This window comes from Chitinophaga rupis, from assembly GCF_900109685.1.
GTDB classification, from domain to species: Bacteria; Bacteroidota; Bacteroidia; order Chitinophagales; family Chitinophagaceae; genus Chitinophaga; species Chitinophaga rupis.
Genome location: NZ_FOBB01000001.1, coordinates 930,288 through 942,928 on the forward strand (window position 1 = coordinate 930,288; position 12,641 = coordinate 942,928).

The 12,641-nt window shown below is 48.4% G+C and carries 7 protein-coding genes; 3 read left to right on the forward strand and 4 right to left on the reverse strand.

Going from position 1 to position 12,641, the window contains the following annotated elements; all coding sequences use genetic code 11:
- Positions 1–113 precede the first annotated feature (113 nt).
- Positions 114–2,411, forward strand: a complete 2,298-nt coding sequence (locus BMZ54_RS03655) for a GH92 family glycosyl hydrolase (protein WP_089908300.1) — start codon at positions 114–116, stop codon at positions 2,409–2,411.
- A gap of 301 nt (positions 2,412–2,712) precedes the next feature.
- On the opposite strand, the gene BMZ54_RS03660 is transcribed toward BMZ54_RS03655, so the two are convergent.
- Together BMZ54_RS03660 and BMZ54_RS03665 are read right to left on the reverse strand one after the other, a co-directional pair.
- On the reverse strand, positions 2,713–3,792 hold the full coding sequence (locus tag BMZ54_RS03660; protein WP_089906773.1) for a family 10 glycosylhydrolase: 1,080 nt from the start codon (positions 3,790–3,792) through the stop codon (positions 2,713–2,715).
- A 9-nt stretch (positions 3,793–3,801) separates the two neighbouring features.
- Entirely contained in the window at positions 3,802–4,638 is an 837-nt protein-coding gene (locus BMZ54_RS03665) for a carbohydrate-binding family 9-like protein (RefSeq protein ID WP_089906774.1), read from the reverse strand.
- A 748-nt stretch (positions 4,639–5,386) separates the two neighbouring features.
- Between BMZ54_RS03665 and BMZ54_RS03675 the strand changes: the two genes are divergently transcribed.
- Positions 5,387–5,743, forward strand: coding sequence for a winged helix-turn-helix transcriptional regulator (locus tag BMZ54_RS03675; protein WP_089906776.1), 357 nt, complete (start codon positions 5,387–5,389; stop codon positions 5,741–5,743).
- 358 nt (positions 5,744–6,101) lie between these two features.
- Here the strand turns inward: BMZ54_RS03675 and BMZ54_RS03680 are convergent, their stop codons facing one another.
- Positions 6,102–7,952, reverse strand: a complete 1,851-nt coding sequence (locus BMZ54_RS03680) for a gamma-glutamyltransferase family protein (protein WP_089906777.1) — start codon at positions 7,950–7,952, stop codon at positions 6,102–6,104.
- 77 nt (positions 7,953–8,029) lie between these two features.
- Positions 8,030–9,058, reverse strand: coding sequence for an endo alpha-1,4 polygalactosaminidase (locus tag BMZ54_RS03685; RefSeq protein WP_089906778.1), 1,029 nt, complete (start codon positions 9,056–9,058; stop codon positions 8,030–8,032).
- 567 nt (positions 9,059–9,625) lie between these two features.
- Between BMZ54_RS03685 and BMZ54_RS03690 the strand changes: the two genes are divergently transcribed.
- Positions 9,626–12,631, forward strand: coding sequence for a SusC/RagA family TonB-linked outer membrane protein (locus BMZ54_RS03690; protein ID WP_089906779.1), 3,006 nt, complete (start codon positions 9,626–9,628; stop codon positions 12,629–12,631).
- Positions 12,632–12,641: the final 10 nt, after the last annotated feature.

Sequence of the window (12,641 nt, forward strand, 5' to 3'; positions counted from 1 at the left end):
GTTTTGAAAAGTAATACATAGCGCTGATAAAAGCAATTTTATAGATCCGTTCACATAAAAACTACTTGAAAAGTAAGTTACAGCGCGTATCTTGGCAGTTTAAAGCAGCTAATATGACTTTGAGGTTTAAGAATGCTTATCTGCTGGCCTTCTCAGGGCTGGTGATGGCAGGCGCGCAGGTGAAAGCGCAGGTAGAGCAACCCCGGAAAATACAGGGACAAAAATTACCGGAAAGCAAACCACTTTCTTATGTAGATCCCTATATTGGTTCCGGCGGACACGGGCACGTTTTTGTAGGCGCCAGCGTTCCTTTTGGCGCAGTACAGGTAGGACCGAATAATATTGTAAAAGGGTGGGACTGGTGTTCCGGCTACCATTATTCCGACAGTGTAGTGATCGGGTTTTCACAAACACACCTGAGCGGCACCGGCATTGGCGACCTGGGTGATGTGCTGATTATGCCGTACACCGGCGATGTGAAGACCAATCATGGCTCACAGGAAAATCCCACTACCGGTTACGGCTCCCATTACTCCCATAGCCGTGAAACGGCAAGGCCGGGCTATTATGCCGTGCACCTGGATGATCATGATATACAGGTAGAGCTGACCGCATCTGAGCGCGTTGGCTTTCACAGGTACACTTTTCCTAAAGGCAAACCGGCTCACATTATTGTGGATCTGAAAGAAGGTATTGGCTGGGATGCACCCGTGGAAACATTCATCCGCCAAAAGGATGAATACACCCTGGAAGGTTACCGCTTTTCCAAAGGCTGGTCAGAAGATCAGCGCCTGTGGTTTGCCATTAAGAGTAATGTACCGGTGAAAAATTTTGCTGTATATGATGGTGATGAAAAGAAAGAAGGTAAGGAGCTGAAAGCCAAATACACGAAAGGCGTTATATCCTTTGACAATGCGCCTGCACAGGTAATGCTGAAAGTAGGCATCTCACCCGTGAGCAGTGAAAATGCGCTGGCTAACATTAACGCAGAAATCCCCGGATGGGATTTTGCTGCAGCCGTGAACAGCGCCAACAACAAGTGGAACAAGGAGCTGGCCAAGATCAATGTACAAAGTGCAGATGAAGCCAAAAAACGCGTATTCTACACGGCTATGTACCATACTATGATAGGCCCGGCCCTGTTTAACGACCATGACGGCAGCTACCGCGGTACGGATAAAAAAGTATACACCAAACCTGGCTTTGATAATTACACTACTTTTTCCCTGTGGGATACCTACCGCTCTGCGGCGCCGCTTAGCACCCTGCTGCACCCGGACCGTATGAGCAGCTTTATTAACTCCCTGCTGGCTATTTACCAGCAACAGGGCAAGCTGCCTATATGGCCGCTGATGGGCAGTGAAACCAACTGTATGGTGGGTTACCATGCCGTGCCCCTGATTGCCGATGCTTACCTGAAAGGGTTTAAAGGTTTTGATGCGGAGGCTGCGCTGGCGGCTATGAAAGTATCCTCTACCCGCGACGACCTGGGCGTAAACTATGTGAAAGAGCGCGGTTACATTCCTTCCGACAAAGAATATGAATCCGTATCCAAAGCCATGGAATATGCCATTGACGATTGGTGTATTGCAGCGATGGCTAAGAAAATGGGTAAAACGGATGATTATAATACCTACGCCAAACGTGCTGCTTACTATAAGAATTATTTTGACAGCACCATTAAATTTGTACGTCCGCGTATGAGCGATGGCAGCTTTAAAACGCCGTACGATCCTTTCCAGTCCAAACACGAAAAAGGCGACTTTACAGAAGGTAACGGCTGGCAGTATACCTGGCTAGTGCCGCAGGATGTGGAAGGCCTGATCAGCTTAATGGGTGGCGATGCGCCTTTTACCCAAAAGCTGGACAGCCTGTTTGAAGCTAAAGGCGATATGGGTAAAGAAGCTTCCAACGATATCTCCGGCCTCATAGGCATGTATGCGCATGGTAATGAGCCCAGCCACCATGTTACCTATATGTACACTTATGCCGGTAACCAGTGGAAAACGGCAGAAAAAGTACGGCAGGTAATGCAGGAGTTCTATACCACTAAGCCGGATGGCCTGGCTGGTAACGAGGATGTAGGCGCTATGTCATCCTGGTATGTATTATCTTCTGTTGGGTTTTATCCTGTAAACCCTGCCAAGGGTATTTATGTTTTCGGCAGCCCGGTATTTGATAAGGCCAGCCTGCAGCTGCAGGGCGGCAAAACCTTTACCGTGCAAACGCTGAACAACAGCGCTGCTAACAAGTATATTCAAAGCATTACCCTGAACGGTAAGCCTTATACGAAAAGCTATATTAAACATGCTGATATTGTGAAGGGCGGCACGCTGGTAATTAAGATGGGCGATAAGCCTAACTATGCGTTTGGGAAGTTAGCGGCTGACAGGCCAGACTCGAAGCTTTAATTACGAATTAGTCAATTAAGACCCCGCCCAGCGGTGCATGAGCACTATTGAAAATAGGTATGAATGCGAATAATTACGAATGGAATGCAGCGGAGAAGGGAGAGGATAATACGAATTGACAATATGAATTAGAGTGCAGCGAATGATAGCGTGATGTTGAATAAAATATAAGAAACTAAAAAGTCCTGCACATGATGCAGGACTTTTTTTATGTGTTGATATGATGTAGCGTGGTTTGTGCACAAATAATGAGCGAAATGCTTAATTACGCAGTGCTCAATTCGTAATTGACAATTCGTAATTACACCGCTATCGCGGCCAGCACTTCCGGTGTTAGCTCGCCGAACAGCGATACGCCTGCGGCGCCGTTCTTCACGGCCAATGCTACGCCGCGTTTCAGGTCGTCCATATTGCCCTTAAAATCCGGGAGGAAAAGGCCGGCGTATAAAGGGAAGCGGCCATTGAGGGCGCGTACGCCTTCAGCTACGGCATCACCGATCCAGCTTACATCTTCCTGGTAAAAGCCATGATAGATCATGGGGTTCACCGCATCCAGGTGCCAGTTGGTCCAGTCCTGGCGCACAATGCGCTTGGCTATTTCCGGCGTGGGAAATACAGCGGCAGTAATGGGTTTCTTATGCTGCTGCGCTACTTTGGCCAGGTTGTTTACGATGTTGGTGATACGGTCATAACGGAACTTACGCCAGGAAGGGCTCTGGTCCGGGTGTTCCATTTCCAGCGGGTCCTTTCCTTTTTCTGCTTTATAGGCATTACGGCAGGTTTCGCAATAACAGAAATCGTATTCCGGTAATTCTTTGGATTGGTCAATGCCGTATTTGCTCCACAGGTTCACGGGCAGTATCACATCACAATAACGTACATAATCCAGGTGAATGCCATCTATATAATCTTTGGAAAGCGCGCTTTCCACCTGCTGTTTCAGGTAGGTTAGCGTTTCGGGTTTGCTGGGGCATAACCAGCGGTAGTAACCCACGTAGGGCGGGTTAGTTGCGCAGGACTCGCCTTTACGGTTTTGAGAGTACCATTCCGGGTGAGCGGCCAGCAGCTCTTTTTCTCCACGGTTCATTGTCCAGATCCAGCGGTGGGCTTTAATGCCGTTCTTTTTAGCGATGCGGAAATGTTTTTCGCTATCGTCTTCAAAGTAAATATCGCTGATGCCTGCTTTTTTATAATCGGCATAACGTTTTTGTATGTCCGCTTCCGCATCTTCCTTGTTAGGGTTGATCCATACGCGGTGCGCTATTTTTGGGGCCGCTGCCTCCTTTGCCGCTGCAGTGGCCTCTTTAGCCAGGGCAGGTACACCGGGTAGCAATGCTACGCTTCCTACGCCCAGTGATTTTATAAAATTACGCTTATCCATTGTTGTAATTTAAGGCTTTTGAACGGCTTGGGTAGAGAATTGTAAGTAGCCCCATTTCTGCGGTACATGCATGTTGATAACACCCTGCGGCGACCATACCCAGTTATGTTCCGGTAAGGGTTTACCGGTGGCGGGGTTGGTTTTCTTTACGTACTGTCCGGCTTTAACTTCCGTATCCCATTCCACGCGGGAAAAGTTAATACGCCAAACGGTACGGTCTTTCGGTACATCCGGTACACCCAGCAGGCGCAGGGCTTTGAAAGGAATAGCCATTTCCACGGTCCAGGATTTATCTTTATCCGCAGGATTGTTTAAGGTGCCATTTATGCCGATGGCAGTCTTCATGCCTTTCGTATCCCAGGTAATCAGGGCGTGGCCACCTTCGTTGTAGGGGCGCGGCATAAACAGGTCAAAAATGGTATTACGGGCATTCACCTCTATTTCAAAATATTCCTTTCCATCCCCATCCGGATCAATAAATAATTCAAAGTCGTTGTCGTGGAAGATGATGGTGTCATGCAGCAGCAGCTTACCCCAGATATGTGGTTCTTCCAGTTCGGCGGCTACATACAGGTACTGATCATCCCACAGCATTTTAAGGCGGGTGCGTAAAGGCGGCTGCGGGCGTTTATCGCCTTCAATATCGGTAAAATCCTGGCTCCAGGCGGCCTGCTGCCATACGGCTTCATTCAGTTTACCATCAATAGTGGGTTTGGCGCTGGTATGAAAGCTGGTATAATGCAAGGGCTCTACGTTCTGCGCTTGGGCGGAAGCAGCTGAAAAAAGTAATATTCCCCCGGCTAAAATATTACGGATGCTGCGCTGAGAAAAAGTAAAATAATGCATGTCGTAAATATAGGGAATATGCAGTAGTTTTTTTTATTATTTGTTCGGCAAAGGAAAGGGATGAAAGGCTGACAACTATGCCGTTACACGGTTTGCGCCAGCTGTGCTGCGTATGCGGGAATAAAAAAACAAGTCCCCCCCAATTTCTAAGCTTCCTGCAATTCCTGTGAAAGGAATTGGAGTATGTCGTAGTCAACCGATTTGTCCCCGGAAGAAACATATCTGTATCTATTCATAAAACGGGGGTTAGGTGTTACAGGCGCCATCAACCGGTAACAGCCTATAATGTATGGATACCGGGAGGAAACCGGCGCTGTTCAGAGGCAGCGCCGGGCTTCCGGTATTAAAACAATCAATATTAAAAACTGTCCTGTCCTGATGTCGCTGCCCTTTTAAGGCTGTTTGGTGTGCTGCTGATCCCGCGCCTGCTGCGGGTTCCCTGCAAAACATTGCGCGGAAACCGCAGCTGCAATAATTGCCGGGCAACCATTGAAAACGCGTATGCCAGTTAAAATGTCTTATAGTGTGCTCTGCAGCCGGGCGCCGTCCGTTTATGTAATTCCCGTTTGATATCTGGATCTATTCTCCTACATTGCTCCAACATTCATACGGAAGGCAAACCGGATCTGAGAGAGCATGTTTAAAGCAGGGTTTCCGTTCTACAATTCACTGTTACAAAGCAAGCATATCCAGCTTACCTATGCAATAACTCATTATTTAAATAGTAACTACTTAAATAAATATTTTTATGGCTGAAAGGAAGGTCAATTCAACTAACTACCAGAATCAAGCTTTCCTGGAAAGTAAGTGCACGTTAAATGAGCTGCTGGTATTATTAAGCCGGCGCTGGTTTACAGAGATCCTTTTCTGTATAGAGGAAGGCAACAGCCGTTTTTCCGGTATTAAGGAAGAGCTGTCGCCTATTACGGATCATATACTGGCAGACCGTTTAAAGCTGCTGGAAAAAAACACGCTCATCAACCGGCAGCACTTTCCGGAAGTACCGCCTAAAGTGGTGTACACACTTACCAAGAAGGGAGAGGAACTATGCGCATTGCTGGAAAAGCTGTGTGATTTTTCGGGGACTATTCCGAATATTTGCTAGTGCGCGCTTCGCGCGCAGTCCATGGTCGATGGTCGATAGTCCATAGCATAGTTCGTATAGCGGGTTAGCGTGTATGTATTGGATCCATGGACTATAGTCCATAGTCCACTACAGATTCCATATTGCAGATTTTAGATAACCTGCAATAATTGTTATATAAATATGTGCTCATGAATAACGGGCCACAAACTATAGATTATAGCTTGTGGCCCATCGCTTATAAATCATTCTTCACAAACAACCGCCCCTATCATCCACGGACTGTGGCTAGCTACACATTTTCCACGCTCACCCTCCATACGAAGCAGGCCATGGACTATGGACCATGGACCATCGACTGCGAAGCAAAGCGCAGCGCCTACCACCCGATCCCATAATCTTCGCCGTGGTTGCTGGAGCCGCCCCAGAAGCTGCCGTGCTGCCAGTCAAAATAAATGGCATTAATGGGGCCGGAGGTACGTTCCTGGTAATCTATCTTGTATCCTAATTGTTTTAACTCTTTCCGTGTCCAGAAGGGTGTGTTCTGCTGCAGGGTTAAGCCGCCGGGTTTGCGCTCATGCGCGCCAAAAGAGGAGTACATCTGGTAGCTGTTAAAGTTGGCGGCTTCCACGGCTTCCTGCACATTCATGCCAAACTCCACTACGTTCAGGAAGAACTGCAGCAGGTTCTGATCCTGGCTGTCGCCTCCCTGCACGGCAAAAGACAGGTACGGTTTACCATCTTTTAATGCCAGTGTAGGCGTAAGCGTTACTTTCGGATGTTTACCGGGCTCCATTACATTAAACGGGCTTTCCTTTTCATCCAGCACAAAACTTTGCATACGCTGGCTCATACCCACCCCGGTGTGGCCAGCAATAGTGGCCGGTAACCAGCCGCCGCTGGGTGTTACGGATACCACCCAGCCTTCTGCATCGGCAGCTTCTACGGAGGTAGTGCCGCTCAGGAATGTTTGCAGGAAAGGATCATCCAGGCCATGAATAGGCTCATCCGGTTTATACACCGCAGTATGGCCCCAGGTCTTTAACAGGTTAAAATAAGGGTTCTGTTTACCGCCGCCTTCAAAGGGGTAAGGATCGCCGGGGCCTATCATGGTATCATTCTGCTCCTGGTTAATGGTGCGGGCACGCTCCTTTGCATATGCTTTGGAGAGCAGGCCTTTCATAGGCTCTTCCGGCGGGAAGTACGGATCGCCGTAATAAAAATCCCGGTCGGCAAAGGCCATGCTCATAGCCTGGTACACGGTATGTATATAGCGGGTGGAGTTGTAGCCCATGCCTTTCAGGTCAAAATTTTCCAGGATGTTCAGCGCCTGCAATAAGGCCGGGCCTTGTGTCCATTGGGAAAGCTTGTACACCTCAATGCCTTTGTAGGTGACCATCATAGGCTCTTCTATATGCACTTTCCAGTTGGCCAGATCAGGCAGGGTAATAAGGCCGCCCTGCTCCTGGCAGCCGCGTACAAATTCCTGTGCAATATCGCCTTTATAAAACCGGTCGTAGGCTGCATACAGCGCCTCTTTGCGGGACTTGCCCTTTTTCAGCGCGGCCTGTTCTGCATCTACCAGTTTCTGTAAGGTAGCCAACAGGTCCTGCTGGCGAAAAATTTCACCGGCATCCGGCGCCACGCGCGCACGGTCCGGATGTGTGAAGAACACCTGTTTGGAATACGGCCATTGCGTGATCCACTTTTTGTATTCCTGGATGCTGTTGGCGGTTTGGCCTTCTATGGGGTAACCCTTGGCCAGCTCCATGGCAGGGGCCAGCACTTCTTTCAAACTTTTGGTGCCATACTCCGCCAGCATGGTAATAATGCCGCCAGGGGTGCCGGGGGTTACGGCCGATAGCGGTCCGTACTCCGGCGGGTATTGCATGTTCTTTTGCTTATAAAAAGCAGGAGTAGCACCGGTGGGTGCTACTCCTAATGCATTAATGCCAATTACTTTCTTTGTTTTCGGGTTGTAGATGAGGGCCTGTGTTTCGCCACCCCAGCTCAATACATCCCACATGGTAGAGGTAGCGGCTATCATGGCGCAGGCAGCATCTACCGCATTACCGCCCTGCTGAAATATCATGGAGCCGGCCGTTGCTGCCAGCGGCTTGCCGGTAATGGCCATCCAGTGCTGACCATGTAAAACAGGTTTTTGTGTGGCCTGGCAAAATACCAGCAGGGGCAGGTATAACAATAACAGGGTGAGTGGATATTTCCTCATAGCAATAGATATTGGTTGCAATACCAATAAAATTACTGCTTTGTTAATTGTTAAACCTGCAAAATAGATGAACGGTCCTACCGGTTCTCGAAATAATCAAAAGCATCAATAATATCCAGGTAGGCGCCATCAAAATGGCTGTTCAGTATCTTTTTCAGGTAGGAGCTGTCGTTACCGAATATTACGCTTTTCCAGTCAGCATTCCAGTACTCCACATAGTAGTTGCCTTCCCAATTGGGATCTTCTGCGCTGATGAAGGGCGGGTTACCCACGCCCCAGCCTGTTTTCCAGTAATAACGGTAATCTTCTGCTTCGCCAATAGACAGGTAACAGATCACCAGGCGCTTACCACCGTTGGCCTTGGTTTTCAGCCGGTCTATTTCTGCAGCAGTGAAAGGGTTGTTGGTGGCAATGAACAGGTCCATCAACACCACATCATAATTAGTAGCTGCAACGGCATTAATGAACTGGGTCTTGTTGGAATAGTTCTCCGGATTAATAAGGTAAAGGAAATTTTTTGCCTGCGACAGGCTGGTAATGTTATTACTGTTCACACCATATGGTTGTACGGGGTAGGCAGGAATATTATTCAGCTCCCGGTGGTTGGCAGCAAAAGAAGTATAGCCGTTAGTGTTATTGTTACTGTAAGACTTGTCCATATTAGTCTTGCTGCTGCAATAATCGGTCACCAGCACCTTCTTGCTTGCCTTAATGCGGTTCAGGAACTCGCGCAGGTACAGGTTGTCATCAGAAGGGGTGGGCACATTATCATCGGTGTAACCATAGAAAAGGTCTTCCTGGCCTACACCATCAATAGCCTGAATGTAAGACTGGGCCAGTGTTCCATCACTTTCACCATTGGTGGTAATAAGCTCTATGCCGTTTTGCGGAATAATGGCAAACTGCGGGTTTTGCGCTTTTGCATACTGGCTGATGCCGATCACAAAGTTGCGCATCTCCTCCCGGTAATCAATTACAGCAGGCGTAACTTTTATTTTGGATGAAGGGGTGGATGGTAATGCGGGTTCCGGTACATCGGAATGGGAACAGGCTGTTAAGCCTAAAATGATAACTAGCGCTACAGATAGCGGATAAATGGTTTTCATAAAGATAGGGTTTGATGATCCTCCTAAAACGTACCATCGCTCAAAATGTTATACAGCCATAATAAATTAAAACTGTCTTGAGTTATAAGTAATAGTTATTCAGCAACTACGAAAACCAAAATGAAAAATAATTGTTAAAAAAAATTATGAAAAATCGTTTTAGCTAATTAAATTGTGAGCACAACCGATTGAAGAACTAAATGTATGTAGTAGGATTTTGTTTAAAGGCCCACGTCAGCAGTGTAATCCCGATTCCGCGTTATCAGCCCAACTAACAATGCCTTGAAAACAAGTCCAGAGCCTATTTCCATAAGAATGTTTATTACCGTAAAGCACATTTTAAAATTCCACAATTCTAGCACATGCAGGTTCAAACTTTACTAGCAAATGGCCACGCTATCCGTATGCCCGTACCTCAGCGGTACACGTCTCCACCAGCGCTTTTACAACATCCGCTATTGATCTATTACAAGGTCGGTAGCTAAATCTGTTTCTGTAAAGCAACATTATTAAGCCCGGTGTAAGCGCAAGCTTACGCACAGGGTTTGTATTGCCAAATCTTCACTTATGACAACACAATGTTACGCCATCCCGTGCAAGCGGGTGGCAGGGGCCATTGTCTGCTTACTGCTGTCTGCCGGCAGTTATGCGCAAAGCGTGTACAAGAGCAAAGACACCAGCAGTATCTCGTCTTCCACAGACAGTATCAGCTGGCTAAAAAAAATACCGCTGAAGGCCAGGGACACTATTGGACATTTACCAAATAATGAGCTGTTCCTTTATAACAACAATGCAGGCGCCATATCTAAAGCGGATATGGATGAGGTAAGGAAACTGCCTTACAACAGCATTGACCAGATGCTGAACGGCAGGGTAACGGGGGTGGATATACGCACTCCCAGCGCAGAACCCGGCAAACGTACCAGCGTATTTATCAGGGGTACCTCTACCTTACTGCTCAAGAACAGTGACCTGTTCTATGCACAGCCTACCTATATTGTAGATGGGGTGCCGCTGATGCCGGAACACGCCTTCCCGTACGACATACAGCGTTTTGATTTTAACCGGCTGGGAACAGAAAGCAACCTGCTCTCTTTCCTGGATGTAAATGATATTGCCAGCATAGAAGTGCTGAAAGATTTTGCAGCCAGCGCCAAATACGGCCCACTGGCCGCTAACGGCATTATCAACATCACCACCAAAGGCCCGCGCTCCGGACGCATGAAAGTATCGGTAAATTCCTGGATAGGCCTTTCTATTAAACCTACGGTAAACACGGTGAACGGCGAATATGAGCGCAACTTCCGCCTGCCTTTTTACCAGCAATACGCTACTGAATCGCAATGGCGCAATTTTCCGCGGTACCTCGCAGATTCCACACAGGCACGCTACTTTGGGGCAGCAGACTGGGACGACCTTTATTACCGCAATGCTTTAAGCAATGGTATACAAGCCGCAGTAAGCGGCGGCAACCGCCTGGCCAACTTCCGCTTTAGCCTGGGCCGCACCGCACAACAGGGCGTGGCAGACCATACAGGCATGAACCGGTACGACATCAATTTCGGCATTAACCTGATGCCCGTAAGGAACCTGATGCTCACCACCTTCATTAACGGCGCCACGCTTACCCGCACCCGCAATGAATTTATCCGGGACCGCTCCGGTGATGAGGACTACCTGGTGAATTTTGAAAACCCGCCATCGCCCAACAAACAATACCTACAGCAGTATTATACCTACATGAAAGATGGGCTGAACCGGAACCGGAACAATAATGCGCGCATACTTGCCAACCTGCATTACACACTGGGCCCTGACTGGGCGCTGAACACCCGCTTCAGCATTGACTATGGGCAAAACTTCCGGGACCTGTTCATTCCCACCACCATCAATGACGGCAACAACTTCGTATCCAACTTTGACGGGTTAAGCCGGCGTATGGTGCTGGATAATTCCATACGGTACGATCACACTTTTGTAAGTAAACACCATATAGATGTAACGCTGGGTCAATACGCACAGTGGGACAAGTGGCGCTACGATTACGGCAAAGCCTATAAAGGCCGCAGTGATTATATTAAGATCTACAAACCGGGCGACGACTCCAATAAGGAAGGCGTATTCGGCAACCTGCGGCTGCAGGCTAACTATAAGGACTATACGCAAAGTAACGTAGCCTCTTTTTACACCAACGTAGGGTATAATTACCTGGAAAAATATTTTGTGAACCTCTACCTGCGGGAAGATGGCAGCTCCAACGTACCGGCGGAAAGCCGCTGGCTGTTCTCTCCCACCTTATCCGCAGCCTGGAAGATCAGCAATGAAGAATTTCTGCACGGCTCACGCTGGCTAAGCACTTTGAACCTGCGAGCCAGCTACGGCCGTGTGGGACGTGTATTAATGGATGAGTATTATAAAGGCGGCCCCATTTACAATGTGGACATTGGCTGGGATGGCAACCCCAACCCAGGTACCTACAATGCCTTTCCCGCCATTAACGCGGCCTTTGGTACCGGTTATGTAACCAGCAGCTTAAAGTGGCCCTATGTAGAGCAGCTAAATGTAGGACTGGATGTAGGGTTGCTGAACGACCGCATTCACGCCACGCTGGATGTGTACTCCAAAACAGACCGCGACCTGCTGCTGAAAATTCCCGTGATGGAAGAAACCGGTTATACCGGCCTTGTTAAGAACGGTATGGACATCCGCAACTATGGTTATGAAGTGGCTATTGATGCAGATGTGATCCGCGGCAGCAAATTCCAGTGGAGCACCGGCATCTCGGCCTACACCAATCAAAATAAGCTGCTGGCTATGCCGGATGGCGTAACAGATATGGTGATAGGTAACCACCGCCTGCTGGTAGGCAAACCAACAGACCGTTACTGGCTGCTGATCAACGATGGTATTTACAACAGCGATGCAGAAGTTCCCACCAACCCATCCAACGGCCATAAAATGACGTACCAGGGCGCCACCCTGCACGCAGGCGATCCCAAATGGAAAGACCTGAACGGCGATTACGTGATCAATGATGCAGACCGGGTAATGAAAGGCCGGCAGGTACCGGCAATACAGGGCTATTTCAGCAACACCTTCCGTTACAAACAGCTGGAGCTGCAGGTACAGTGCAACTACGCCTTTGGCCGCAAGATCATTAACCAGGCCATGGCCGACCATTTTGATTTTGCGCAGCGCGACGGGCTGGATGATGTAAAAGGCATTAAGGAAGTGAACTTCTGGTCTAAGATAGACGGCGATTATAACAAGTACCCGCTGTATAATCCCTGGAGCCCTGTAAATGCTTACCAGCCGGACCAGACACTGTTCCTGGAAGACGGTTCTTTCATAAAGCTGCGTTCCGTTACGCTCACCTATAACCTGAACGCCCCCTGGATGCAGCGCGCCGGTATTGAGCAGCTGCGCATTTATGGTACTGCCAATAACATATGGAGATGGACACGCTACTCCGGTGGCGACCCGGAAGCGGTGGACTACTTTGGTTATGACCAGGGCTATTACAACTGGGCAGCACCGCGCAGCTTTACGTTAGGTTTCAACTTTCAATTCTAAAAACTATTGC

Excerpts from the sequence above, each read along its gene's own strand:
- BMZ54_RS03675 (WP_089906776.1), top strand. The coding sequence starts at position 5,387 with ATGGCTGAAAGGAAGGTCAATTCAACTAACTACCAGAATCAAGCTTTC.
- BMZ54_RS03690 (WP_089906779.1), top strand. The coding sequence starts at position 9,626 with ATGACAACACAATGTTACGCCATCCCGTGCAAGCGGGTGGCAGGGGCC.
- BMZ54_RS03665 (WP_089906774.1), bottom strand. The coding sequence starts at position 4,638 with ATGCATTATTTTACTTTTTCTCAGCGCAGCATCCGTAATATTTTAGCC.
- BMZ54_RS03685 (WP_089906778.1), bottom strand. The coding sequence starts at position 9,058 with ATGAAAACCATTTATCCGCTATCTGTAGCGCTAGTTATCATTTTAGGC.
- BMZ54_RS03655 (WP_089908300.1), top strand. The coding sequence starts at position 114 with ATGACTTTGAGGTTTAAGAATGCTTATCTGCTGGCCTTCTCAGGGCTG.
- BMZ54_RS03660 (WP_089906773.1), bottom strand. The coding sequence starts at position 3,792 with ATGGATAAGCGTAATTTTATAAAATCACTGGGCGTAGGAAGCGTAGCA.
- BMZ54_RS03680 (WP_089906777.1), bottom strand. The coding sequence starts at position 7,952 with ATGAGGAAATATCCACTCACCCTGTTATTGTTATACCTGCCCCTGCTG.